Origin of the sequence: Halobacteriovorax sp. HLS, from assembly GCF_004006665.1 — a bacterium.
GTDB lineage: Bacteria > Bdellovibrionota > Bacteriovoracia > Bacteriovoracales > Bacteriovoracaceae > Halobacteriovorax.
The window spans coordinates 161,512-186,426 of the sequence record NZ_QOCL01000016.1; the positions used below are offsets into that span (position 1 = coordinate 161,512).

The 24,915-nt window shown below is 34.2% G+C and carries 22 protein-coding genes; 14 read left to right on the top strand and 8 right to left on the bottom strand.

What is annotated here, in order from left to right; genetic code table 11:
• Positions 1-24: 24 nt before the first annotated feature.
• Positions 25-885, bottom strand: a complete 861-nt coding sequence (locus DPQ89_RS18165; RefSeq protein WP_127718469.1) for a radical SAM protein — start codon at positions 883-885, stop codon at positions 25-27.
• A gap of 90 nt (positions 886-975) precedes the next feature.
• Between DPQ89_RS18165 and DPQ89_RS18170 the strand changes: the two genes are divergently transcribed.
• From DPQ89_RS18170 to DPQ89_RS18180, 3 genes are read left to right on the top strand one after another with little or no spacing between them, the layout of a single operon-like run.
• The gene (locus tag DPQ89_RS18170; RefSeq protein WP_127718470.1) at positions 976-1,803 is read left to right on the top strand and encodes a glycosyltransferase family 9 protein; all 828 of its coding nucleotides are present in this window, start codon (positions 976-978) and stop codon (positions 1,801-1,803) included.
• Positions 1,796-2,794: a glycosyltransferase gene (locus DPQ89_RS18175; RefSeq protein ID WP_127718471.1), complete on the top strand. Its 999-nt coding sequence runs from the start codon at positions 1,796-1,798 to the stop codon at positions 2,792-2,794. Before DPQ89_RS18170 ends, DPQ89_RS18175 begins: the two co-directional genes overlap by 8 nt.
• Positions 2,778-3,782 (top strand): hypothetical protein, encoded by a 1,005-nt coding sequence (locus tag DPQ89_RS18180; protein WP_127718472.1) that lies wholly within the window; start codon positions 2,778-2,780, stop codon positions 3,780-3,782. The genes DPQ89_RS18175 and DPQ89_RS18180 overlap by 17 nt, the downstream gene beginning before the upstream one ends.
• Here the strand turns inward: DPQ89_RS18180 and DPQ89_RS18185 are convergent.
• Positions 3,779-4,429 (bottom strand): hypothetical protein, encoded by a 651-nt coding sequence (locus tag DPQ89_RS18185; RefSeq protein WP_164848533.1) that lies wholly within the window; start codon positions 4,427-4,429, stop codon positions 3,779-3,781. The two genes, DPQ89_RS18180 and DPQ89_RS18185, sit on opposite strands and share 4 nt — an antisense overlap.
• Positions 4,430-4,481: 52 nt before the next feature.
• Here DPQ89_RS18185 and DPQ89_RS18190 point away from each other — a divergent pair, with 52 nt between their 5' ends.
• Positions 4,482-4,898: a hypothetical protein gene (locus DPQ89_RS18190; protein ID WP_127718474.1), complete on the top strand. Its 417-nt coding sequence runs from the start codon at positions 4,482-4,484 to the stop codon at positions 4,896-4,898.
• A 107-nt stretch (positions 4,899-5,005) separates the two neighbouring features.
• Complete coding sequence (locus DPQ89_RS18195) at positions 5,006-6,073, top strand: radical SAM/SPASM domain-containing protein (RefSeq protein WP_127718475.1); 1,068 nt, start codon at positions 5,006-5,008, stop codon at positions 6,071-6,073.
• A gap of 10 nt (positions 6,074-6,083) precedes the next feature.
• On the opposite strand, the gene DPQ89_RS18200 is transcribed toward DPQ89_RS18195, so the two are convergent.
• Positions 6,084-7,280, bottom strand: a complete 1,197-nt coding sequence (locus DPQ89_RS18200) for a hypothetical protein (RefSeq protein ID WP_127718476.1) — start codon at positions 7,278-7,280, stop codon at positions 6,084-6,086.
• Between the two features lie 203 nt (positions 7,281-7,483).
• Here DPQ89_RS18200 and DPQ89_RS18205 point away from each other — a divergent pair, with 203 nt between their 5' ends.
• The gene (locus DPQ89_RS18205; protein WP_127718477.1) at positions 7,484-9,538 is read left to right on the top strand and encodes a prepilin-type N-terminal cleavage/methylation domain-containing protein; all 2,055 of its coding nucleotides are present in this window, start codon (positions 7,484-7,486) and stop codon (positions 9,536-9,538) included.
• A gap of 2 nt (positions 9,539-9,540) precedes the next feature.
• On the opposite strand, the gene DPQ89_RS18210 is transcribed toward DPQ89_RS18205, so the two are convergent.
• Complete coding sequence (locus DPQ89_RS18210) at positions 9,541-10,254, bottom strand: glycosyltransferase family 2 protein (protein ID WP_127718478.1); 714 nt, start codon at positions 10,252-10,254, stop codon at positions 9,541-9,543.
• Between the two features lie 69 nt (positions 10,255-10,323).
• On the opposite strand from DPQ89_RS18210, the gene DPQ89_RS18215 reads away from it, so the two are divergent.
• The gene (locus DPQ89_RS18215) at positions 10,324-11,145 is read left to right on the top strand and encodes a bifunctional 2-polyprenyl-6-hydroxyphenol methylase/3-demethylubiquinol 3-O-methyltransferase UbiG (RefSeq protein WP_164848534.1); all 822 of its coding nucleotides are present in this window, start codon (positions 10,324-10,326) and stop codon (positions 11,143-11,145) included.
• A gap of 5 nt (positions 11,146-11,150) precedes the next feature.
• Here the strand turns inward: DPQ89_RS18215 and DPQ89_RS18220 are convergent, their stop codons facing one another.
• Both DPQ89_RS18220 and DPQ89_RS18225 read right to left on the bottom strand, forming a co-directional pair.
• Positions 11,151-12,863: a hypothetical protein gene (locus tag DPQ89_RS18220; protein WP_127718480.1), complete on the bottom strand. Its 1,713-nt coding sequence runs from the start codon at positions 12,861-12,863 to the stop codon at positions 11,151-11,153.
• Between the two features lie 5 nt (positions 12,864-12,868).
• The gene (locus tag DPQ89_RS18225; protein ID WP_127718481.1) at positions 12,869-14,281 is read right to left on the bottom strand and encodes a hypothetical protein; all 1,413 of its coding nucleotides are present in this window, start codon (positions 14,279-14,281) and stop codon (positions 12,869-12,871) included.
• Positions 14,282-14,391: 110 nt separating this feature from the next.
• On the opposite strand from DPQ89_RS18225, the gene DPQ89_RS18230 reads away from it, so the two are divergent.
• From DPQ89_RS18230 to DPQ89_RS18240, 3 genes are all read left to right on the top strand, one after another.
• A complete protein-coding gene (locus DPQ89_RS18230) occupies positions 14,392-15,396 on the top strand; it encodes a zinc-binding dehydrogenase (protein WP_127718482.1) in 1,005 nt (334 codons plus the stop codon).
• 87 nt (positions 15,397-15,483) lie between these two features.
• Complete coding sequence (locus DPQ89_RS18235) at positions 15,484-15,930, top strand: tail fiber domain-containing protein (RefSeq protein ID WP_127718483.1); 447 nt, start codon at positions 15,484-15,486, stop codon at positions 15,928-15,930.
• 9 nt (positions 15,931-15,939) lie between these two features.
• Positions 15,940-17,067 carry a radical SAM protein gene (locus DPQ89_RS18240; protein WP_127718484.1) on the top strand — a complete coding sequence of 376 codons (1,128 nt, stop codon included), beginning with the start codon at positions 15,940-15,942 and terminating at the stop codon, positions 17,065-17,067.
• On the opposite strand, the gene DPQ89_RS18245 is transcribed toward DPQ89_RS18240, so the two are convergent.
• Complete coding sequence (locus tag DPQ89_RS18245) at positions 17,057-18,130, bottom strand: SPASM domain-containing protein (RefSeq protein WP_164848537.1); 1,074 nt, start codon at positions 18,128-18,130, stop codon at positions 17,057-17,059. The two genes, DPQ89_RS18240 and DPQ89_RS18245, sit on opposite strands and share 11 nt — an antisense overlap.
• A 93-nt stretch (positions 18,131-18,223) precedes the next feature.
• Between DPQ89_RS18245 and DPQ89_RS18250 the strand changes: the two genes are divergently transcribed.
• Genes DPQ89_RS18250 through DPQ89_RS18265 form a run of 4 tightly spaced genes read left to right on the top strand, consistent with a single transcriptional unit; the run spans position 18,224 to position 24,574 of the window.
• Positions 18,224-19,876, top strand: coding sequence for a carbamoyltransferase C-terminal domain-containing protein (locus tag DPQ89_RS18250; protein WP_127718486.1), 1,653 nt, complete (start codon positions 18,224-18,226; stop codon positions 19,874-19,876).
• Entirely contained in the window at positions 19,863-21,287 is a 1,425-nt protein-coding gene (locus tag DPQ89_RS18255; RefSeq protein ID WP_164848539.1) for a glycosyltransferase, read from the top strand. Before DPQ89_RS18250 ends, DPQ89_RS18255 begins: the two co-directional genes overlap by 14 nt.
• Positions 21,277-22,629: a glycosyltransferase gene (locus tag DPQ89_RS18260; RefSeq protein WP_127718488.1), complete on the top strand. Its 1,353-nt coding sequence runs from the start codon at positions 21,277-21,279 to the stop codon at positions 22,627-22,629. Before DPQ89_RS18255 ends, DPQ89_RS18260 begins: the two co-directional genes overlap by 11 nt.
• Positions 22,622-24,574 carry an aminotransferase class I/II-fold pyridoxal phosphate-dependent enzyme gene (locus DPQ89_RS18265; protein WP_127718489.1) on the top strand — a complete coding sequence of 651 codons (1,953 nt, stop codon included), beginning with the start codon at positions 22,622-22,624 and terminating at the stop codon, positions 24,572-24,574. Before DPQ89_RS18260 ends, DPQ89_RS18265 begins: the two co-directional genes overlap by 8 nt.
• Here the strand turns inward: DPQ89_RS18265 and DPQ89_RS18270 are convergent.
• Entirely contained in the window at positions 24,546-24,893 is a 348-nt protein-coding gene (locus DPQ89_RS18270) for a hypothetical protein (protein WP_127718490.1), read from the bottom strand. The two genes, DPQ89_RS18265 and DPQ89_RS18270, sit on opposite strands and share 29 nt — an antisense overlap.
• Between the last annotated feature and the right edge of the window lie 22 nt (positions 24,894-24,915).

Sequence of the window (24,915 nt, forward strand, 5' to 3'; positions counted from 1 at the left end):
AGTGTCCGAGTAAATGAAACAGTGTTAAATATTCTTAATCTCAACTGAGCAATGACCAAAGCTTTGAAACCTGTTGTTTTTGAGCTTTACATCGCATGGATTGCATTGACCGAAGTAATTACAGACTGAAAAGTCGTTTTTAATTTGAAATCTATCCGAGAGTATATCACCAATTGGAGACTTCTTATTGTAAAGATCATGATGACATCTGAAGACATATCCTTCTGGAGAAATAAGAAGCTCAGAAGTTTTACAACTTACTGTCTGTAAATTATTTTCATCTTTAAAAACACCATTTGGGTAATGATATTGACCATATTCTTTTCCATTGTGTGTACCTAGAAACTCTTTAAGTTTAAAAAAGAGGCCGTTTTTACTACATTGATCCTGTGCCAGAGAAATATCGGCCGAAGATTCTGGGTGATCAACACAAAAAAGACCTATTGAATAACCTGAGTCATGAAGGATTTTTACTTTGTTAATTGTCTCGTCTAAATCCATCGTCTCTGGATGGTAACTAACTCTAATTGCCGGATATGGAAGATCTCTATCGAACTTATCTTTAGAAATATTGTTCATGAAAGTCTGTGGATCAAATTGAATGTTGGTTAGAAGATCAATCCGAGTGCTAGGAGAAATAGAATTAATAATTTTATAAAAGTCTCGATGTATTGTAGGTTCTCCGCCCTGAAGGGAGATAGGAAGATCTTCTCTAGAGCTTAATCTATTTAAGGCTTCAGACCATTGCTCACCAGTAAGGTGTTTTCTTCTCTGATTAAGTCCTACAGTATGATTAATACAGTAGCTACAGCTCAAGTTGCAACCTAGTGTGAGGAAGACTCCAATATAGTTGTAATTTTCTGGAAGAGTAACTTGTTGTAGCATTTAAGCATTATAAGATTCTGGACAACTTGTGTCAAAGATCAACGCTATAAATCTTAATGCAACCGTTAGACTATTCAACTATAATTAGGTGTGGAAAAAATATTAATTATCAAAACAGGTCATAGTGAAACATTTGCTGAGCAAGTTAGTGGAGAAATTTGTAGTCTTGGAGACGTTTTAAGGACTATTCCAATTGTTTGCAGTGGATTTCCTTCCAATATGTGGAGCATTGATTGGTTAACTGATCATAAAGCACTCGAGCTTTTTGATGTCTTTGATAAAGAAATTGGTTTGAAGATAATTGGACAGGATATTATTGACAAGTCTTCGTACGACATAGTTTTAAATCTTGAAAAAGGTTACTCAATAGAAGGTGGCAATGTATACGGATTTACTTCGAGCAGTACGATTCGAAAAATTGGGCATGACAGTAGTAGCGTAGTTCAATTTCCAATTCTTGATGATTATTCCATTGAGCAGAAGTTTTATGAATACTTTAATATAAAAACTGAGTTGAGCGAACTTAGAATTAATTCAAAACTTAAGACGTCCCCAATTTATAAATATGGGCTCAATTGGAAGGCAGGACCTAAGTGGCCTCAAAAGATTCTACCAAAAGAGTATTGGACTAGTTGGTATGATGCAATTAATGAATCTTCCTCTGTCTCTTGGCAAGAAGGGTTTGATAGCATAAATGAATATATTTCTTGGATTGCAAAATGTGAAACTATCATTACGTTAGATAGCCTTGGTCTTCATGTTGCTAATATTCTTGGCAAGAGAACGATTGCTCTCTATGGTCCTACCCCTTGTGAAAAGAGTATTTATCCTAATGAAAGAATGGTTTTTTACTATAGAAATACTGAAGAGCTTAAGAATCTAGAAACGGTTGTCTTGGATTTTATAAAAAATGATTAATCCACAATACGATATACTTTGTGCTTCCTACTTTAGACACGAGCTATTTAGCAAGCTATTAAGTTATTTTGATAATATAGCCCCTCTGCAAAATCTTAAAAATATTTATATCATTGTTCATTCTGAAGATCATGAAACAATGGAACTCGTTAGGTCCTTCCAAAGAAAACTACCTATAAAGATAGTTGAAGTAGCTACTAAACTAATGCCAGGAGTGAGCCGTAATCTTTTGATTTCTCATTCAGAAGCAGAGTATGTGTTGTTCTTAGATGACGACATCATTCCAAATAAAGATTACTTTAGTTACTCACAGGAGATTATTCAAGAGCACTGTCCTGATGTCTTTGGTGGACCAGATCAACCTCGTTCAGAAGAGGGGAGAGCTCAGGAGTTAGTAAGTTCTGTATTGAGTTCACCCTTTGTCACAGGCGCAACCTATAGACGCCATAATAGAAATACAAGTATGAACCTAAAAGCAACAGAGCTTGATTTGACTCTTTGTAACTTGTGGGTAAAACGAGCCGCTCTTGGTCCTTTGCAATATTACTTCGATGAAAAGATAATGAGGGCAGAAGAATGTGACTTGTTAAATAGATTAGCTGTTTCTGGACAATCTCTTTACTATTTCCCTGATCTCTATGTTTTTCACTATCGAAGGGTCAAGGTGTGGGAGTTGTTTAAGCTGCACTTAAGGGCCGGATGTGCACGAACGAAAATTATTTTAAAGAGTAGGCGAAATTATCACTTCTTTTTTCTAATACCTATTTTATGCGGATTAATCACTCCTGTTACGTTAGTCTATTCTCCAATAAGTTTTTCTCTATTGGTTGTCTTACATTTCTTATTAAGTATTTTTACACTTTTAAAATTAAAAGAAGTTAGAAATTTAAGTGAATGTGTGTATTCTTGCTTAGTTATAGTTGTTATTCATTTGGGTTTCTCCTTAGGCATGATTTCAGGTATAATTCTACCTAATGCAAGAAAGAACTAAGATTTTAATAAATATTCATGGCTTTAATATTTCCGTCGAAGGCTTAAACGAAGAGCTTTATAAAAAAGTTAGAAGTGACTTTAGCTATTTTCTGGTTGATAGACTGGAGGGAAGTCAGGGCCTTGCTATTAGCTGGATTGAAGAGGAGCCACATGGAAAAATTCCCAAGAATCTCTATCCTGTAAAACAATCTGCCAATTCTATGACTTATGATTCGGATGGGATTAGGTATAATGATTATTATTCTAAGGCCACAACGGTTTTGGATTATAAGAATAGAACTTTTACTTTATTTTCTAAAAATCAAGATTTGGTTTATGAATTAATATTCTTAATTATTCAGTCTCGTTCAGGAAAGTATCTAGATAGTATTGGTTTTCATAAAATTCATGCATGTGCATTTGTATATGATAAGACGAATTATATTTTAATTCTACCCTCTAAGGGAGGGAAGAGCACGACCTTGCTTCATTTGTTGAAAAAGTATGACGTTGATATTATCTCAGACGATTCTCCGATTGTAGATAGCAAGGGGGGTCTATATCCATACCCTCTAAGGTTAGGAGTTGAAAAACGACAAGATTACGATGGTCTTTTTGGATTAGACAAAGATGCAATATATGATTTTACAAGACAGCACTATTCTAAGAAGTATCTTCTTCCGATAAGCGCTCTTAGAAATAATATTTCAGTTGCCTCGAACACGAAGGTTATTTTTGGCTTTAGGGGGAGTTTTGAAAAACCTAAAAAGTATAAAATTTCCAAAGTAAAAGCATTTCAATTTATGTGGTATCACATGATTATTGGAGTAGGGCTTCCAATGATTATAGAGTACTTTATAGAAAATAATATTAAAGACTATCTACTAAATTTTAGGATTTTAATATCCAGAATTCGAAATGCTATTATACTAATAATGAAATCTAATTGCTCTTCGATAGAGTTATCGTCCTCTATCGAAGAAAATGTGAAAGAATTACTTCGTTAGTCTAGGCCATTGTAAATTGGCGGACACTTTAGTATTGAAAAATTTTGATTTTCAATTGTAAGCGCTACAATCATTTTATTTTTATCAACTTCAATTTCTTTCGCAGTGAACTCTTTAGAAACACCGTCTTCCATGTGTTGGATTTTTACTTCATTTCCACGAATTGAAAAATACCCTGAATCGCTATTAGGCTTATGAATCGCTATCATCGGATCTTTTAGAGTATTTGGCCATATCTTAATAAATCCAGCCGGAGAGAATTTCATTACAGTTTTTTCCTCTTCTTCTGAACAGAAGAAAAAGTTTGAAAACTTAAGTCTTTCTTTAAGAGGGATGGTCGTATAGTTAGCCTCATCTAATTTACGATTATCAGGAGTTTCAGAATTAGAAGGGACTTCATAAGTGTCTACCTTCTTATTTTTTAGAAAGTCTATCGTTTCTTCATGAGTGACAAGAGTATCTTCTAAAACTAAGAATTTCTTATGAAGTAGGTAGAGCATCGCAAAATTACCAAAAATCATTGCGATTAGGAAAAAGTATAAAATAGATGACGATTGTGTTTTCTTACTCTTTTTGACAGTCATTGTTTTTCTCTTTTTAGTCTTTGTATTAAGCTGTATTTTACACCACTTTTTCGAATCGTGCATAATTGAATTTAAATAGTTGGTAATAAATCACTTCACATATACAATATAACTTATGAGCAAAGTTATACTACTAATACTATTACAAGTTAGCTTAATTGCTAATGTTTACCTTTATCGTCAACTATCTAGTAAAGAAGCTCTTGAATCGAGCCAAAGTCTGAGCAACCTCGAGAAATTTAGGGGGAAGTTAAAAGTCGCTACATTCTACTGCAGTCTTCACTCCTCTAGAGATGTTATTCGACTTCTTGAAGGGCGAATGACGATATGGGACAAATCAAGCAGAAGTATACAGGAAACTGTTTCATTGAAACCAAGTAATATTGGAACCTATAAAATCCTAGATTCATCACTAATGTTGGAGTTTAGTACTGGCGAGAAACACGACCTTAGGATTAGTGAAGTAGATAATAGAGGTGAGATTACCGCCTTTTTAGGCAACACTATTTATAAATCAAGTTATTGCCAGTAGTTCCTTACCCATTCATGTAACCACTGATTTTTTTTGATGTCTCCTTGACTATGGTAAATCTATGATAGAGTTAAGTTGAGTTAATTTTTTTAGTTTGAGGGAGAGTTGTGAGTAAAACTTCTAATTTACAGTTAGATGGTAATAAAATGTTGCACCATCTTGATAGAGTGCAAGAATGGCAATTGGGTGAAGATATCTTCCCTATCTATATAGCTTTTTCTCCATCGAGCCTTTGCAATCATAAGTGTAACTTTTGTGTCTATCACTATAAAGAGTTTGAACCAATATACTTTCCTAAACTCCAGTATTTATCATTGGTAGATGAATGGAAAGAGCATAGGGTGAAATCTATTTTCTTTGCAGGAGATGGAGAGCCCCTGCTTAATAAAGATAGTGTTGAGATGATAGAGTACACTCGCGCAAGTGGTATAGATATCGCGATGAATACAAATGGTAGATTAATATCAAAGTCGAATGTTAAGTCTTTAGTAACTAACTTAAGCTGGATTAGAATTAGTTTAAATGCGGGTTCAGAAGATTCTTATGGAGATATCCATGGAACTTCTAAAAAAGATTTCGAAGTCGTTATGAATAATCTACAACTTTTAGTTGATACTAAAGAAGAATTGAAATCTTCTATTACTATTGGTGTGCAGTGTGTTCTCCTAGATCAAAATAAAAATGAAATAGAGCTCTTAGCAAAGAGATTAAAAGAAATTGGAGTATCATATTTGTCTATAAAGCCATTTTTAAAACATCCTGGAACAAAGTTTAATGATGTTATTCAAGATAGGGATAAAGTTCTAGCAAGACTGCAAAAGCTAGAATCTCTGAATGACGATGATTTTATGTTCATTCTAAGAATGACAAACTTTTCAAACACATTTAAAAGAGATTATAAGCAGTGCTTGTCTGGAGAGTTCATGCTGGAAATAGATGCAAGAGGTGATGTTTACTCTTGTGGGCCCTTTATTGGAGATAAGAGGCATTGCTATGGGAATGTTCTAGCAGATAGTTTTGAAACAATGTGGAATAGTGAGAGAAAGAAAAAAGTTCTAAGCTATATTCAAAATGAGTTGAACGTTTGTAAATGTATGCCTTTTTGTAGACCTGACTCTGTTAATAAGTTTTTATGGGAATTAAAAAAGCCACCTGAGCACGTCAACTTTATTTAAAGGTCTCAGGTTATAGTTTACAATATTTTATTTTCTTATTTTCCTTAATACCTACAAGCTCACTAACCTTAGGGTTTGCAAAATAAATCCTTACAAGTCGTTCAAAGTTTTGAGGAAAAGCATGGTAGAGTTTATTTGTTTCAACGATACATAAATCTTCTCTGAAGTGTTTGGATATTCCGCTGGCCTGTGCAACAGCTTCCGCACTGAACCAGTCTGAAAAAGCAATATTTACTTGCTCTCTTTGTAAAGTTCCTTGAGGATAGAAGGCAGAATTACAAAGCGGGTACTTTTTTAATGTATTCACTTGTTCCTTTGTAATCTTTTTTTCTTTTAGAAATTTCTCTATTTGGGAGTCGTCTCTCTTTGCAGCTTGGATAGAGTCTTTACCACGCAAACAAGAAAGGACTTTCTCGTATGGGTATTTTCTATCTCCATAGTATATAGACCATCTGCAAGGATCAATCGCTTGAGCAAGTTGTTGAATAAACTTTCCAATTATTGTGTCACCATCAATATGTCTAGCACTAGAAAGTCCTATAGAGACGATATTGTATTTGGGGTTAAACTGAATGTCTGTATTTAGATAAAGAGAAGGGTCTTGTTCGTACTGTGTTCCTGATACTTGGGTGAACCAATTAAGTTGAACAAGGGCAATTCTTCCTTTCAAAATTTTTGATGTACTTTCGTCAAATTTTTGAGAATCTATGAGTGAGTAGCTCAGATCTTTTGCTTGTAAGAAGTATTTCTCATACTGTCTTTTTATTTCTTGTGGAAAGACCTTATTGTTTATTTCAACTAGTGAGTTATTAATAAGGGCCTTTTGCACTTCCCCAAGTGTAGAGTAACTCGGTAGAAGAGTTGAAAAGAAAAACTGTTTTCTCCACTTCTCTAGAATTTCTTTTTGATTGCTTTCGTTGACATCAGATTCCGTTGCCCATTGATCAATCGCTCCACCACCTTCTTTGATACCTTTTTCATTAAGCTTAGCGAGAAGCTGATCAGAGACCTTATAGAAGACTCGCATATTTGCCAGTTTGTTTAGACTATCGTCTTTTATCTTCATGGCCTCTAAGAACCTTTGGTTGGGTTCATCTAGCCATAGGTCACATGCTTGGAGCTTAACTTTCGTAGCAGAGTTTGCCAAAATGGGAGCACTGGAAAATACTAAGAATATGTAAATAGCGAAATATTTATTGATCATCATATGGTTGAAATTCTACATGAATTTTGACTTATACCCAAATCGGCAAATTTTTAAGTCACTATCGAGTTATTAAGGTGCTTTATGCTCTTTTGAATTATTAAGTAGTTTCAATGTGTTGAAAGAGAAAAATGTTCCCAAAAGTAGAAATAGAAAGAATTGAGTTATAATTATGAGATAAATTTTAAATCCCTGAAGGATAAATTATGAAAATGAGAAAGTTACTCGGTTCAAAAGGTTTTACCTTAGTTGAAGTCATGGTCGCAGCAGGTATGTTGAGTGTGATTTCGCTTGGCTTAATGCAAGTAATGAATACAGCAACCAAGGGATCTAAGAAGATTCAGCAGGATGCTGAGGTAAATGAAGCTTTAGGTCACATAAGAAGAATTTTACAGGATCAAGCATCTTGTCAGCAAACTCTAGGTGGTTATAGTTTTGGTGATGCAATTCCTTCTATAAAGAGAAATAACGGAAATGATGCTTTCGTAGCAGGGTCAAAGTATGGAACTGGTTCATCTAGCTTTCTATTAGATAGAATGCAGCTTGTTGGATATGTTGCTCCTGATCCAGGTAACCCTGGCCAATATACTGATGGTGCAGCGCCAACTCAAACAACTGTAGATGAAAATGGTGTAACGAGAAATATTGGGCAAGCCGTTGTTGATTTATATATAATTAGAGTAACAAATACTGCTGGAACAGCAGCTGATGATACCAAGGCCAAGGTTGTTACCTATGGTGGGAACTCTCTTCGTAAACGTGTTCTAGTAACAGTTCAAATGAATGCTGCAGGTAATGCAGTTGATGATTGTAAGTCAGATCAATCTTCTTACCTTATAGAGAGTTGTACTTCTATGGGAGGGTCTTTCGAAGGGACCCACTGTAGAAATGCTTCTATTACAAGAAGATTTGCAGAACCTACGGCAGCTGTCGTTAGGCCTCCAAATATGCCCGCTTATACTGGGGATAATTCAACTGAACCGGCCCTAACTGTAGGTGGTTCTCTTTACATTAAGAATGTAGCAGGTGCTGGAGCGGCCTCAAATGGTAGTGTGGGAATTATTAGTGGTACAGCACCTTTTGCTCTTGCTGATTTAAATGGTGTTCCAGGTACAAATAACCTTTCTGTGGAAGGATCTGTTGGTATCGGTGTTCTTGCAACAGGGTTGCCTGGAGAGTTGAGTGTGAAAAATAGTGCCGCTATTGGTGATGGAGCCCCTGTTCCGCCTAATGACGGGGAACTAGGTGTTAAAACTTCAATCGCGGTAGGTGATGGAATAGCCCAGCCAGCTGGAGATGGTACAGTAAGAGTTAAGACTTCTGTGGCAATAGGAAATGGTCCAGCAACGACTCCCTCAGTAAATAGTGGAGATATAACTATAGAAAGAGCTGCTGTAATAGGCACAACTACAGCTAATATGGGACCAGCAGGGACACTTAGAGTTAATAATAGTATCTCAGTAGGTTCTGGAATTGCTCCTATGTCCGCTGATGGACATGCCCAAATTAAAAATTCTGCCTCTATCGGTCAAGCCTACGCTCCCCAGCCGGGAGATGGTTTTCTCGCGGTTAAGAGTGGTTTAAGTGTTGGTGCCAATGGAAATACATCTGCAGCTGGAGAAATTAGATCAGTTAGCTCAGGTCAAACGGTAAGAATATTTGAAGGTAAGATTAATACGACAAAGAGATATAATTCATTAGCTTTAGCTGGAGCCTTAACTAGCACGGAATTTGTAACAAAAGAGTGGGTTAACTGGGCAATTGCTTCGACAATGGCAAACTCTGAAGATACTGCATCTGCGATCGCTGGCTATATTGATTCGTTGTCATCGACAGGTGATACTTATGACTCCATTAAGAAAGCTGTTTGTAATGCTGTTTTTGTAAACGGTGTAAATATGCCTCAGACTTGTACAATAACAGGTGTTGCTCAACTATCTACAGCGTATACACAAAGTACGAATAGAATTACATTAACACAGATTAATCCGTCTTATTCTGCGACTTATCAGTTAAAGGATTGTTCACAAAATGGTCTTTGTGCAAATGTTTATTCAAATGCATGGATAAAAGGTTCATACATCACAGCATATGGGAGAAATAGTTCACTAAATAACGGTTCAGGAAGTGTTTCTGGCTCTAAGATTTGCATTAGTTCTAATTGTAGAACTACATTTACAACTAAGAGATGTAGTACTGGACAGAACGTAGTTGCTCTGGGACGTGGTGGGACAATTGGTTGCGCTAGAGATGCGAGATAGTTTTAGTATTTTTTTTTGAGAATTATCAGGCCTATACAAATATCTAAAATATTTTTAAAACTGAGAGCTTTGGAATCACCTGAAGCTCTCTTTTCTAATTTGAACGGAACTTGAGAAACTTCGCATTTCATAATTTTAATGGAATAGAGTAACATCTCTAGGTGTATAAGAAATCCGTTAGAGTCGAAATTTCCATTCTTTAAAATATGAGTAGGATAGACATTACTCCCATTTTGATACTTCAGGTTAATTTTAAAGAGGATGTTAACTGTAGACCTAAATATTTTTGAAATAATCGCCCTAATAAAGCTTCTCTGTCGAAATGAGTTCGTAGGGTAAGGAACAAGAACACTATTTTCCTTAAAGGTTTGCGTAAAGTTTTCTAGTATAGATGGAGGTATTTCCCCGTCTGCGGGAAGCCAGCTGACATAACTCTTAGTTACGACCTTGAGCCCTTCAATATAGGAGCCACCAACGTTCTTATTTTCTAAATTGTGAATAACATGAATATTCGAAAATCTATTCTTAAGTTCATCGGCAATCACCGCAGTATTATCAGATGAAGCGTCGTTAACAATGATGATCTCCCAAGAAGAAAAAAGGGAGATTAAAGTTTCTCTCAGTTCTATGACCAGCTTTTCTAAGGAGCCTTCTTCATTATAGGCAGGTACTATGATGCTTATATCTTTAATTACTACTTCGCTCTTATCTCTCACTCAAATCTCCAAATATTTATTATTATATGATACTCTGAATTGAAATGATACTGAATCCAAGGATTAGAAGTGCTCAATAGTTGCTACAATTGCAATCATAGGAATAACTCTTTATATAAAGAGGTTGGAAATTATTCTCTTGTACAGTGTCGTGACTGTAGTCTCGTCTACCTTGAAGAATACCCTGAGAACTTATTTGATTTCATTGATAATGCTAAGAGTGAGAAAACTGACGATGTTGAGTTTTGGAGTGTTCCGGATTTTATTGAAAAATACAAAAGTATATTCGATAAGTACTATGAACAAAGGTTAGAAAGACTTAGAAAGTTTAATTATAGAGATAACTCTCATGTGCTTGATGTAGGAATAGGTTACGGAGATTGGGCCAATAAAATGGTTGCAAGTGGAGCGACTGTTGAAGGAATTGATGTCTCCAATAAAGTTGTTAAGTACTGTGTCGAAAAGTATAATTTAAAAGCAACTTTAGAGTCATTTGAAGATTATGATATTAGTGGGAAAAAGTTTGATTTAATTACAATGTTTGATGTTCTAGAGCACTTTAAGTCTCCTGATTTGGCACTTAAAAAAGCCCATGAGGCCCTTAGTGAAAATGGAATGATATATATTCAGGTCCCAAATGTTCTTGGATTTAAGATCCCTCTAAATCATGGATACGGTCTACCATATCATTTATGGCAATTTAATAAATTTCAATTATTTAAAATTCTCGAAAAGAATGGTTTTGAGGTTCTGGACTACTGGACAGGTATCCAGGGAATTATTGGGTACCATGATAGAGGAGAGAATCACTTATTAAATAGAGCGATCTGGTCGCTGGCGAACTTCTTTAAAGTGGGCAATAGGATTCAGGTTCTAGCTAGAAAGATCTAAATAATTTACTTCTTCAAATTTTCAAGAACCTTTTCTAATTGATAGGTATTTTTAATATATGGTCCCAGCAGTGGTTTTGCTTTTTTAAATATCATTTGATCCTTCTCATACAAGATAACCAGACTGTTGATTAGTGATCTGTCTCTTTCATTCATTTCTAGAATATCAATATCAGAAGTTTTAAATTTGATAAAGTAAGTTAAGTTTAGCGAAGACGCGTAAGCATACAACATTCTAGCAAGTTCATATTTCTTTTCTTTGAAAGCATAGTTAGCAAGATATGGAATGAAGTGCTCTGGTAGACTTTGATAATTTTGTTGAATAAATGATAACGTCTCCGAAGAGTTCTCAAACTCAGGTATCACGTTTTTTAGACTGATGATGATAGCAATTTTTTCAGGACTTAAATCACTCATTTGAGTACTTAAAAAACTTGTTACCTCATCAAATTTTCGATCTCTAATCAATGCCTGAGCATAACTTGATCTCTCAACATCATTTAAGTAGACTTCTTTTTCAAGTCGTGTAGAGCTGTCTCTCCAAAGATTAACTTCATTTAAGGTTATTATACTTAGTATGATAATTACTAAACCATAATACTTCTTCTTAATATTAACTTTCTGAAAAAATAAACAAATAGAAAAAATAATCGCAATTGAAGGTAGATACATGTACCTGTCAGTAACGGTAGATATGTATTGATGAGTAAAAGGTATAATTCCTAGATTAATAAAAATGAGAAGAAAAAAGACTCCAAATGATAGAAGCAAGGACTTTTTGTGTTTAATTGTCATTAGAAGCGCAATTGGAAATAATAGAATAAGTGGCTGTAACCAGTTTATAGGCTCGGCCATATATGAGGTAATACTAGCTGGAGTAAGGCTATAATTATATTCAAGAAATACTGGAAAGAGGTAGTTAATCAGATATCTTGAAAGGGCAAAAAGACTTAGCGGTAGTGCTGTCCTAAGATCATAGTTAAGTAATGTATCAGATTTTGTAATTTCTCCTATATAGGAAATAGCAACGACAATCGTGGAGAAAATTAAAAATGATAGAATATGGTATTCTTTTATATTACTTTTTTGATCACTCTCTGTGGAATTTTTTTCCTTTAGGAAATAGAAAATTCCAAAGATTATTGGAGCAGCGATTCCTATTGGTTTAAATAATATACTAATGAACCATAGTGAAGTGATTAGAATAAGTCTATTCAATGTAAGGTCGGTAAAGCTCATAAAGCAATATGAACACAGAAGTAGAAAAAAAGTAGCAAGTAGTTCTCTTAATGAAGATGCCCAAATAACACTTTGTGCGTTTATAGGATGACATATGAAAAGAAACAGTGCCAGATAAGGTAGGATATTATTTTTTACAAAATACTTCTTAAATATCGTAAACACCATTGTTGAATTCGCAAGATGAATAAGTATTGAAAATGCGCGAAAAGGTGTTGCTGACGAGTTACCAAAGAGCATAGAAATAAATTGCCATGCATTGTAGGAAAGTGGGATTTTGGTATTTAACCAAGGATAGAAAAACTTCTCCAAACTCAAATCTGACATGAGAAGATTATTTCTTATATTATCGTCGTCATCAAAAATAAAGAAATCAAAATAAAGAGATGGTAGATATAGAAATAAACCTAATGCAATAGCATATAGAAAATTCTTATCTTGCGTGAATATGTATAATTTATTTCTCAAAATATTAAGCATTTATTCTATTGTAGCAATCTTTTCTTGGTATAAAGGTTTATGGGAAAATTTGCTCTTTTATAGTTGATATTCGGGTCTTGTTCCATGTCTTGCAAATCAATCCATTTTCCATTCCTGAGTAAAAAACTCTGGTTTTTTAGAGCTTTTGATTCAATGGTCTGAGGTGAAATTTCAAATTTATTAGAAGAAAGCAGAACATCCATCTTGGATGAGGAGTCTAGTGCATACACTTTACTATCATTGCTTTGTGTTACTTCAATTTGCGAATTTGGATCTATAGTATATGCATCAACGTCGATATAGTAAAAACCAGGAAACTTTGCCACTAACTCTTTCTTAAGACCAATGGTTTTACCATTTACTTTAATCGCTATTTTGCTTTTGGTATTTACCGTTGGGATATACACACCAATCCCTATTAATTCTTCTTTGTCGTTAGAGGTTCTAAAATGATTTTTTATACTTTCGTATGAATCAATATTAAATCTCCAGCCATGAAGTGCATGGGTCCTTATTGTTACAAGACCCTCTCTTTTCTTAGGACTGTTGAAGCTCACTCCACCCATCTTAGGGTCTTTAGCTGTTATCAAATCATCATAAGGAATATAGTAGAATGAAATTTTTTCACCTGTTTTATCGTCAATGTGGTCACTGTCCTTAATAATCCAGGCTCCTATATGACCTCTATAATTAAAGTCATCATCCCATCCAACAATGTTGATTGCATGATTAGGTTTAGTTGTTGTTAGATTTAAATGAACTTCTTTATTCTTGTGAAATCCAATAGGCGTATCAGTCATATACTGTGCAGACGAGACAGAACCAAATTTTCTTATATACTCTTTTATGACATCTCTTTTTTCACTATCAGTTCCTGTTGTGGTTAACCATTCAATTCTTTGAGGATAAATATATTCATAATTATTCTCTAGAAGTACTCCTGTCGTTGGAGTATTTCCAAATTTATCAAAATCTTTATGAGTTAAGATGCTAGGAGTTTTGTATTCTTCTACGGCCCCTTTTGTATTAGATAGATAAGCAGCGGCTACTGTAAAGTCACCTCCTAAGTGAACCATAAGTCCTGAATTTAGAGCATCAGTATTACTTCCTTGGAATCCTTTTCCTTGTGTGCTGTACCAATCCTTTTTTGGATCTGTGGAGAATCCATCTCTATTAAAGCCATTGTACTTGTCGAGGTGGTATTCAGATAAATCTGTTGTATGTTGAAGACCACTTGTAAGAATTGATGACTCAAGTGTCGAAATTGCTGAGAAGCTCCAGCAAGTTCCCCATTGCTGCTTTTTAATATTGGAAACGGTCTTACCAATAACAGGTAAGAAGTTAGAGCTTCTTATATTGTAGATGTAGTAAGAAACTATAATTGTAAAACAGATTAGGATGGCAAATATTCTTTGCATTAATTATTGGTCCTTTATGATTTATGTCTCTATTATTTGATAATAAATAATTGTGATAATATTATAGACCGAATAGGCAATAGATAATAATGAAATGAACGGAATTCTATATGAGCTGGCACTATCAGTATGAAAATGAAGTATTTACGAGAATTGAAAATGGGCAAGAACTTGTCGCTAGTGAGGATGAAATTCTAGTTGAACCTCTTGTGGTTGGCATATGTGGTTCTGATCTTAATCAAATAGTCCATAAAAGAGAAAATCCTACTATAGGCCATGAGTGGGTGGGAAGAATTAAGTCCCTTGGAAGTAATGTTAGTGGTCACGAAGTAGGTGAAATTGTCACTTCTGTTGCTCACACTTGTTGTAGAAAGTGCAAAAACTGTTTGGCAAAAGATTGGCATAATTGTCTTAAGAGATCTTTACTTGGACATCATCCTCAAAATGTTATTTCTTCAGAGGTTCTCATTCATTATAGTGATATTTTAAAAGTTCCAAAAGGTCTTTCTTTAGATGCCATCGCTCTTTTGGAGGTTGCTTTTATTGGTGATATTGCTTTTGATAGAGCTACCCGTATTGGTCTGAAAGAAGGTGACAAGGTCATTATTTTTGGAGCGGGTCCAATTGGAGTTTTTACTGCACTATCTTTTAAGTATCGTGGTTATGAGCCTATTCTAGTTGAAAAAGAAAAGAGTCGTATTCAAATAGCTAAAGAGATAGGACTTAAATGCTTAAACTTTTCTGCTGTTATGATGAGTGATGATCATTATTTAAAATATGATTTAGCAATTGACTGCACTGGAGATAATAATGGCCCAGGTGTTTTAAAATTTATTCATCTATTTCCAAAGGTCTTTTGCAATGTACTTATTGTCGGGAAATACAAAGAAGGCAAGCTTGATGAAGCTGCATACGCAAAGAAAGGGCTTAGACTTACTTGGGTAGCTGCTCATCAAATTGAGGAGTTTCAAGCCTCAATAGATTTTTGGAAAGATAAAATTGAGGCCTATACAGCTCCTTTGACACATAGTTTGGGCTTTGATCATATTAATGAGGCCTTTGAAGCTGCAAGGGCGCGTAAGTATATGAAATGTTTAATAAAGAAAGAGCTATAAGTCGCTGTATTTAAACGACTTAATTGCTTTTGAATTTAAGCATTCCTATGTTAAAATTGGATAAGTTTTATTTATTTTGGAGAAAATATGTCAGAGAACAATCAAGACACTAAAAAGAAAGACGAGTATTACTTTGGTGGAATTAAAGAGTTTAGCTTAGAAGAAATTGAGTCTGAAGTTCTAAATGAGAGTGTTTACCTTGACGTTTTTGCAGGATCAGACCCAGCATTTAAAGAAAATGTAACAAGTTTTCAAGGTGGATTAGATACTATTTCTAAAATGAATGTTTATGAATACGACTACAAAACGACTGAGTTTCCAGACTACTCTTTTTCTAATGATCACCAAGTAGGACTTATGGCCGATGAGCTAGAGTCTTTAGTTCCAGGTGTTGTCGCTACAGATAAGAATGGCTATAAGGTGGTTAATTACGCAAAATTAACTCCTGTCCTTACTAAGGCAATTCAAGAATTAACAGAGACTGTTAAAGAGCAGCAGAAAGTTATCGAAGAGCTAAAGCTAAAACTAAACTAATTTGACTCTATGTCATTCCAGAAAAAACTTATAGATAGATTCGAGGGCACTAAAGATGTCCTCGATTTATTTGAGCGCGAAAAAAGATCGAAGAACAATTTCTGTATAGTTCCTTTTACTACAATTATTCTAGAGCCTAATGGAAGTGTGGGTATTTGTAGGCTCAAGGGAACTGAGTACTCAATAGGTAATCTCAAAAATAATACATTAGCAGAGATTTGGAATGGTGAAATTGTAAGAAAGTGGAGAAGAGAGTTTATTGAGGGAAATTCTACTATCTGTAGAAAAGAAATAGATTTTAGAAATTGCAATCTTTGCCAAGAAAACAATAAGCTCTATGAATATGCAACCATAGAGGAAATCCAAAAGACACCTATTTTAAAATTAACAGCAAACTTCAACGGCTTTTGTAACCTCGAGTGTCAGATGTGCCATGTTTGGAAGATGCCTAATGGATTCTACACTGAAGAAAACTTTTGGCAGCCGGCCAGGGAGATGATTTTTCCAAGTTTAAAAGAAGTTGATATGTTATCAGGTGAGCCGTTTCTGCAAAGTGATACCTATAAACTTTTTGATGAAGTCACAAAATTTAACCCTGATTGTCTCTGGACATTTAATTCTAATTTTCATTGGAAGCTCAATGATAGGATTAAATCTTATTTAGATAAAATAGTCGTAAAAAATCTAATTGTATCGATTGATAGTTTAGATAAAGAAAACTATGCCAGAATAAGAAAGAAGGGAAATCTAGACGTCGTTCTGGATAATCTTGATCGAGTAATTGAATACGAAAAAGATAGAATATCGAGGGGTAAGAGTTCTTTAGGACTGAATTTGAATTTTCTTGTAATGAAAGAAAATTGGAAAGAAGTAGAGAATGTATTTAGCTTTTGCAAAGAAAAAGATATTTTTCCATTTATCACTTTCTGTTACGAACCTGAAGAATATAGTTTGTTAACTCTAGACGATGATAATAAAAAGGAAGTTCTTAATTACTATCTGAGTTTGAATGAGGTTCAAATATTTATGTTATCGAGAGTTATAAAGCCTGTACTAATGTCTCTTGAAAATAAGATTGATCAAGCCAATTTTCTATTAGAATATAAAGAGAAATGTCCAAAATTTTTTAAAGCTTAAAGAGAAATTCCTTAAATTTTCCTTCCGTGAGTAGTTCTAGTGTCTTAAGAAGTTTAGCTTTTAACTTAGTATTTTCAATAGACTTTAAAAGTGGTCTAAGTACTCGATGAGAGATCATTAATTGTTCAGGTGTTAAGTTTTTTATATACCATTGAAGAATGTTTACTCTTTCTCCTTCTTCTAAGGAAAGTGTTGATAACTCAGAAGGAACATAAACAAACTGGATAAAAGGGTATAGTTCAAGTTTGTTGCAGAAGTCTAAAATATCTTTAATTTCATAGATATTACTTTGCTGTAATGAGAAATTTAATATTAATCGAAAACCTCTATTTTCTTTTATTCTTTGATCTCTGTAGTCTTTGAGAGCAAGAATAGTCTTTATTGTTGTGTTTAGATCTCCTGGAGAGCGAATCTTGGAGTAAGTTTCCGTGTTGGCCGAATCTAGACTGATTGAAAATTGTCTTATCTTTAAAAGATCAAGATGATCCTTAATATAGCTAGAGAAGTGCCACTGACCATTAGAGGTGAAGTCCCATTCACAGTGAGGATTAACTTCATGAGCAAGCTTTATAATTTTGTAAAAATCTTTTTGTGTAAAAGGTTCTCCTGCTAGGGGATCTATTTGTAAAAGATCTTTTAATATATGAGTTTTCAGATGTTCCCAAAAACCTTCGATGCTATCATAGAGGCCATTGGGTAGTTGCCAAACATCACAAAAAGGACACTTTAAATTACAATTTCCGTTTATATCTGGAGAAAGTCTAAGAATTGGTCCATTTATAACTTCACTATATTGTGTATGTTTATGTAGGTCTTGGTTCCATTCAATTAAATGACAGGATGAGTCCTCGATTTCTTTTTTGCAGGTAGTAATGTTGCCCGTTAGAAACTCTCTTCTCCATGATTTGAGTTTTTCGCCATTCCATATTTCTTCAATGGTTTCATTCTTTATATTTCCAATTTCATGCTTAGTTCCTTTCTCACGACAGCATCCTACAATCCCATCAGGATTTAAGATTAATGAAGTAAATGGGACTGGGCATAGTACTTTCGGTTTAGACATAAAAATTGCGATAAAGTGCTTTAATATTGTATTATTAATACTAACATGGATTAGAGAAAATACCTCAAGAAAAGGTAGAAAGAGGAACATAGTTTGAAAAAACAGACGATACTTGGCATTTCAAAGACTTTGTATAGCTCTGGTGTGGCCAAGTATGAAAATGATCTTTTAGAGCTCATCTTAAGTGAGCGTTTAAATAAGAAAAAGTACTCTGGAGAGTGGCCTTGGAGAGCATTATCTATTCTAAGTAGAGAAGATTCTATAAGTGCTGATTGTCGAGATGTTCTTTTAACCAAAGATTTTGAATTTGCATTAAATCAGAATTCTCCATTTGATGAGTTCTTGGAAAAAAAATCTCTTAAAAAATTCACGTCAAGAGAGTTAAAGCATTCTCTTGCTCATCATTATGCTCATGCCCTGAGTGGGATTACATTCACCAGAGAGAAAAAAGTTCTTGTGATGGTTATAGATGGAGCGGGATCAAGCTCTTTGGACATTAAATCACTAGAACGAGCACAGGATGAATTAAGTTATTGTATAGATGAAAAGTCCTATGAAGGAATTAGCTTTTATAAACTCGAGAATAATCATCTCACATGCTTAGAAAAAAAGTTCTATCCATTCATTGAATCAAAAAGAATTAAAAAGGTTCTTAGTAAAAGTCCTGGAATGTTATTTGAATTTGCTTCGGAGTTTATTTTTAATAATAAAAATGACGCAGGAAAGGTGATGGGACTGTCTGCATTTGGCAAGGCCCAGAAGATAGATTGTCCTATGTCATATATTGAGTCTTTGGATTGGGACAAGAGCTTTAGAGGTAAAGATAAGTCTCAATGGGAGAGTTCTGAACATATGGATCTATATAAGAATGTCGCCGCTAGTGTTCAGAAGTTCTATGAAGAGGTACTCTTAGAGCAGTTGAGTAAGTATGAAAATAAATTCTCTCATGTCATTATTGTTGGTGGAGGGGCCTTAAACTGTGTTGCTAACTTTAAATTGATTCAAAATAAAAAATTTAAGTCGATAACCATTCCTCCTATTCCAGGAGATGAAGGAATATCTGTTGGAATAATTCAGCACTTATATCATAGAGAGAATGGGGAATATATTACAAGTGAAACACCATATCTTGGCAAAAATTCTGATTATATATGTGAAGATGAGATAAAAAAGTACTTCGCAAAGTATAATATTAAATATCTAGCTGAAGACTTAGTTGATGAGATATCTAGTGAGTTAGTAGAAGGGAAAGTTTTAGGTTGGTTTCAAGGTCGAAGTGAAAGTGGTCCAAGGGCACTAGGAAATCGATCAATTCTTGCTAGGGTCGATCGTAATGACTTAAAAAATTACTTAAATTCTAAAATAAAGTTTAGAGAAGAATTTAGGCCATATGCTTGTTCTGTACTGTTCGAATATGCTGATGAGTATTTTAAAATAGACTCAGACTTTAAAAGTCCGTATATGTCTTTTACTATACCTGTGAAGGAGAAGTTTAAAGATTTATTTAAAGAAGTTACTCATGTCGATGGAACCTCTAGGGCGCAAATAATCGAAGATGAGACTAACTTAAAGTATGCTTCTTTGATAAGAAGCGTAGGGCACAAAACTGGAATTTATGCAGTTTTAAATACTAGCCTAAATGTGATGGGGCAGCCTATCGTAGAAGATTTAAATGATCTTTTAATCTTCTTTGAATCTTCTAACGTTGATGGAATTGTTGTTGGAGATTACTATGTCACCAAATAGAGAGTTTCTGCTACTTACATCTCAAAGAAATTATTCTTGGTTCAGTATGACAGAAATTATTCCTGGAATTAAGCAGTTGTGGCAAAAGTACTGTGACGAAAATAGTATTCAACTTAATATAATTAATGTGGATGAGACTGACATAAAAGAACTTGCAGGAGCTGCATTTAAAGCTGAGAGAATCATAATCAGCTGTTTTAATCTTAAGATTTCATGGGCATTTAAAACAATTAGAGAGAAGCTTCATATTGATGCACCTATTTCTTTCTACGTTCATGGAATGGCCACCATTTGTTTATGGCCACTGGCGAAATGGGGCTGGGATAAAACCTTGAATGGTAGAGATTCCTTTATTGTTAGTTGTTTGAAAGATAAGTTACTTCTAGAGAGAAAAATTCCAAATATCAAAGTAGATATTATTCCATTCATCTCTAATGCTAGTATTAAAAAAGATAGTAAGGTACAAGGAGATCATCTTTCATTGTATTATGCTGGAAGAATATCACAGCAGAAAAATCTACATACGCTCTTATTGGCCCTGTCAGTATTCAAGAAATCGAATACAAATTTTTCATTAAATATTTTTGGAGAAGAAGACTCTTTAGGATCTCCCAATATGAATATGGTGAGTATTGAGTATAAAAAGTTTTTGGAGTCTTTAATTTGTAGATTGGACTTGGATAATGAAGTGAAGTTCAATGGTTTCGTTGAAAGAGATGAAATTAGTGGACTCTTGCCTAATGGGAAAAAAATATTTATATCTCCTTCTCTTCACTCTGATGAGAATTTTGGAATGGCAGTGCTACATGCATTGAATGCTAATCATACTGCTGTCCTTTCTGATTGGGGGGGATACTCTGACTTTAAGCTTAGTTACAACAAAAGTGTTCAACTTATTGAGATTGATCATGCCTCATTTGGTCCAACTCTTAATGTAAATAAGATTGTTGTGGCACTAGAACAAGCAAGTTCACTCCAAACAAAAGGAGTTGATGATCTATATAGTGTTTCAAACCTTGTTAAAAATATTTCAGATCACTTGCAATCACATAGTGAGCAAAGAGCTGATTTTGCCTTTAGTTGTTGGCTGGCTAAAAAACGAGATCATTTAAATCCGGCCATTGATAGTAGCTGGATATTTGAAAATTACAGTGATTCCGACTATTTGGAGATAGCTTCCGTTTATGGAAGTGATAAGTCTTCAAGATTTCAGGATTGTGATCTATCTCGTGCTAAAATAGCCCCATGGGTAGATATTCAGAAGGACAAAATTATAGTTAGTGACCCTCATAAGGGGGAGATTCAATTTTCTATGAGTACTTCTCATGAAATTAGTCTTGGAGAATTTGAAGTATGTGAAAATGGCTTAAAGTTTCTATTGGAGAATAATTTTATATACTATGAAAGTTAAGAGAGGCTCTATTCATAGAGATCCATGTTTAAAAAGTATTAATTCTCTTTATACAAGAGTTGAGAACTTCTTTTCTAAAAATCCGCAATTTAAAAGCAATAAGAGATTCTATGTCGATCATTATAGTAGTGTCGAGTTTGATTTAAGTGCTGATGAAGTTGTAGATGTGATTTTTTTTGGAGACTGTGTAAAAAAGTTTTTTGAAAGCGGTAACTGGAATTTTTCTTCTTGTAGATTCTGGGTTCTAAGCATGGCAAATAAACGTATTCTAGAAAACTTTTTAGGTATTGAAGATATTGTAAATGTTGTTCCTCGAGATGAGATTTTTAATATAGGTGAATCTAAGCAGATTGACTGGGAAGAAGAGCTTGATTTAGTATTTGCAGGTCGCTTGAGTGCACAAAAAAATATCACATTGATTTTAAGTGTTTTGAATTCACTTAATAAAAATGGAGTTAAATGTTCTCTACATTTATTTGGTTCTTATGATGATACCTATCATGAAGACTATGGAAGAAGAGAGAATAAAGAATATGAAACGAAAGTCTTGAAACAAATCGAAAACTTAAAATTGAGTCAGTCTGTGACTTTCTATGGAGAGCTCGCTGAAGATCAATGGCTAAATACTAAGTTTTCAAATCCTGTTTATATTTCCCTGAGTTCGTATATATGTGAGGACTTCGGTTGCTCTGTGGCCCAGTCCCAGCAAAAAGGGTGGCCTCTCATTATTTCTGACTGGGGAGGTCACAAAGATATTTTTGGTAAAGGTATTTATAAAATACCAAGTTCTCTGATTTCTCATTCACATCTACCTAAAGAAATTACCTCCTTGATGGGCGATAAAATTGCGAGATACTTATTAGAGTGTGACCAAATGAGACACTTGAAACCAAAGTATGAGATAGATATAACTAATTCAATTTCTTTAGACTTTATAGATAAGGCAAGAAGAAAGACCATTAAAGCTCTTGGTGGTTCGGCCCTTCTGCTCAATAGAGAATTTTTATCTCACTTTTCAGACACTGTGAAGGGAACTATTTTCTTAGATAAGATTCGATCGTTTATGAGTTCAAATATAAAAAATATTTCAGTTATTTCATTTGACTTTGACACTTATGAGGAGAGTTTTTCAGACTCATTTTTAAAAACTCTAAGGAATATGGAAATGAATGATGTAAATGTATTTTATATCTCTTCCAAGAATATTTTTGACAAAGACTCACTAAAAAGAATTCTATCTTCTGAGCGAGTTGTTCTCAATAAATTTAAAGAATCGGATAAGATTTACTCTTACCTTATTGATAAGGTGAAAATTGATGTGAGTTGTATATATTATGAATAATCTACCTCTACTTATAGAAATAGAAATAAATAGTAATTGCAATCTTGCATGCTCCTATTGCCCCAATTCTATCGATGGATACTCATCCTCTAGAGAAATGGATCTTGAGCTATATACAAAGTTGTTATTACAATTAAAAGAGAAAGGCTATAAGGGAAAGTTAGCGTTTGATTTTTATAACGAACCAATGGACACACCAAACTTTGATAGATTTGTTGAGCTTGCAAAGAAAACTCTACCATCTTCATTTTTGAGTTTGTATTCAAATGGTACTAAAATTTTAAATAAAGATAGGCTTGTAGATATTATCGATAAAGGTATTTGCGAAATTGTTATTACCAAGCACGAAGCGATAAAGAAATTACCTATTGAGAGTTTCTATGACGATTTAGAACTATCAATAAAATCTAAAGTATCCATAAGGGATTATCAAAACTTAGTTTTAACAAATAGAAGTGGTAGTCTTAAAGTTGGTGAAAAGGGAGATTTTTCAAAACATTCCTGTTCTGTGCCATCATTGATGTTTACCGTTACTGTTGATGGTGATGTACTACCTTGCTTTGAAGATGCTTATCGAAAACATAGTTTAGGAAATATAAAGTCTGATAATGTGATTGATATCTGGAACAGTAAAGACTCTCATCAATTTCGTTGTGATTTAAAGACAGGACAGCGACAAAAGTATGAAATCTGTAAAGACTGTAATCGCTTAGATGCAGATAATACCAAATTAAATAGAGATAAGCACTTTCTTGGAGACGAGGAGATTGTAGCTATCTCCCAAGTTCTTAGGTCTGGAAACCTCTTTAGATACCAAAGTAACGATGGTCTATGTACGCAGTTTGAAAAAGCAATGGCCAATAAGCTTGGAACATCTTTTGCTCATCTTGTTACAAGTGGTACTAACGCCTTAGTATGTGCTTTAGTGGCCGCTGGAATTAGCCCTGGAGATGAGGTTATTATTCCATCTTATACATTTGTGGCCACAGCTACAGCAGTTCTAATTTGTGGTGGTATTCCTATTATCGCAGAGGTTGATCATACTCTACTTATAGATATTTCTAGTATTAAAGGTCTTATTAGTGAACGTACTAAAGCAATTATTCCTGTACATATGGATGGGCTCTGCTGCGACATGGACTCTATTATGGAAATTTCAAAACAGAATAATCTAAAGGTAATAGAAGATGCAGCTCAGGCCAAGGGCGGGTTGTATAAAGGGCGTTATCTTGGAACGATCGGTGACTTTGGTTGCTTTTCTTATAATAAAGATAAGATTCTAACTGCTGGGGAAGGTGGACTTGTCATTACGAACTCTCGTGAAAATTATGAAAAGCTTTGTTTAATATCTGATGGAGCATTTAGCTTTAGTCCACACCATAGTAACTTCTTTAAACATCAATCTCCATTTCTTGGTTTCTCCATGAGAGTGAGCGAGATAACAGGAGCAATACTAGGAGTTCAGCTTGAAAAAATGGATAGAATTTTAGAAAGATATAAACATATTAAAGAAATTTTCAATATGAACTTTATAAATAATTCTCTCGTAAGAAACTCATGTGGTCATGATCCACAGGGGGAGTGTAATATAAATATAATGCTTGAATGCGATGGGCCTAATGTGGCATCTATTTTAGGTAATCTACTCAGAGAGAGAAGAATTATTGCGGCACCTCCATCGATACGCCCAGCTCATGTGGCCTGGAAGTGGGCAAAGCTTCTTAAAAAAGATCCTTTCCTAGTTTCAGCTAGGAATCCATATTTACTTACAGATAAAAAGTATAATTATAATTCTTTTAATTATTTAAACTCCATTAATAATGTTGCTCGAACAGTAAGGATTGAGATCGATATTCATTGGAGTGATGAAGAAATAACAAAGGTTTCAGAACTAATTAATGAGGCAGTAGAGATAACTAAAAGAAGTATCTCAGAAGAAAGATAAATTTGTGAAAAAGGCTAACTTTAATATTTACTAGTCCTAGGAATAACAAATTGTCTGTAGGTTCATCGCACTGACTAGCTTCTTTTAAAGATTTGGTGATAAAACTTTTTTCTTTTGAAAGTAAGTTTGGTCCCCAGTAGAAGTGAGCAGTAGGTTCACCTCTATACCAGAAGAGAATGACATCAAATCTCTTTATTGACGAAAGATCAGCAGCGCTAACGGTGTAGATATTGTTGACTCGTAGAAGTGGCATCATTGAATCTGAGACGATTTTTATGAAATAAAGGTTTTTTTCCTCTATTTCATGCTTTATTTCCAAAAATTGTTTATAATTAGTTACA

What these genes read in the sequence shown, in the direction of transcription:
- DPQ89_RS18165 (WP_127718469.1), bottom strand. Translation starts at nt 885, where the DNA reads ATGCTACAACAAGTTACTCTTCCAGAAAATTACAACTATATTGGAGTC.
- DPQ89_RS18175 (WP_127718471.1), top strand. Translation starts at nt 1,796, where the DNA reads ATGATTAATCCACAATACGATATACTTTGTGCTTCCTACTTTAGACAC.
- DPQ89_RS18180 (WP_127718472.1), top strand. Translation starts at nt 2,778, where the DNA reads ATGCAAGAAAGAACTAAGATTTTAATAAATATTCATGGCTTTAATATT.
- DPQ89_RS18185 (WP_164848533.1), bottom strand. Translation starts at nt 4,429, where the DNA reads ATGCACGATTCGAAAAAGTGGTGTAAAATACAGCTTAATACAAAGACT.
- DPQ89_RS18190 (WP_127718474.1), top strand. Translation starts at nt 4,482, where the DNA reads ATGAGCAAAGTTATACTACTAATACTATTACAAGTTAGCTTAATTGCT.
- DPQ89_RS18200 (WP_127718476.1), bottom strand. Translation starts at nt 7,280, where the DNA reads ATGATGATCAATAAATATTTCGCTATTTACATATTCTTAGTATTTTCC.
- DPQ89_RS18205 (WP_127718477.1), top strand. Translation starts at nt 7,484, where the DNA reads ATGAAAATGAGAAAGTTACTCGGTTCAAAAGGTTTTACCTTAGTTGAA.
- DPQ89_RS18220 (WP_127718480.1), bottom strand. Translation starts at nt 12,863, where the DNA reads ATGCTTAATATTTTGAGAAATAAATTATACATATTCACGCAAGATAAG.
- DPQ89_RS18225 (WP_127718481.1), bottom strand. Translation starts at nt 14,281, where the DNA reads ATGCAAAGAATATTTGCCATCCTAATCTGTTTTACAATTATAGTTTCT.
- DPQ89_RS18230 (WP_127718482.1), top strand. Translation starts at nt 14,392, where the DNA reads ATGAGCTGGCACTATCAGTATGAAAATGAAGTATTTACGAGAATTGAA.
- DPQ89_RS18235 (WP_127718483.1), top strand. Translation starts at nt 15,484, where the DNA reads ATGTCAGAGAACAATCAAGACACTAAAAAGAAAGACGAGTATTACTTT.
- DPQ89_RS18240 (WP_127718484.1), top strand. Translation starts at nt 15,940, where the DNA reads ATGTCATTCCAGAAAAAACTTATAGATAGATTCGAGGGCACTAAAGAT.
- DPQ89_RS18245 (WP_164848537.1), bottom strand. Translation starts at nt 18,130, where the DNA reads ATGTCTAAACCGAAAGTACTATGCCCAGTCCCATTTACTTCATTAATC.
- DPQ89_RS18255 (WP_164848539.1), top strand. Translation starts at nt 19,863, where the DNA reads ATGTCACCAAATAGAGAGTTTCTGCTACTTACATCTCAAAGAAATTAT.
- DPQ89_RS18260 (WP_127718488.1), top strand. Translation starts at nt 21,277, where the DNA reads ATGAAAGTTAAGAGAGGCTCTATTCATAGAGATCCATGTTTAAAAAGT.
- DPQ89_RS18265 (WP_127718489.1), top strand. Translation starts at nt 22,622, where the DNA reads ATGAATAATCTACCTCTACTTATAGAAATAGAAATAAATAGTAATTGC.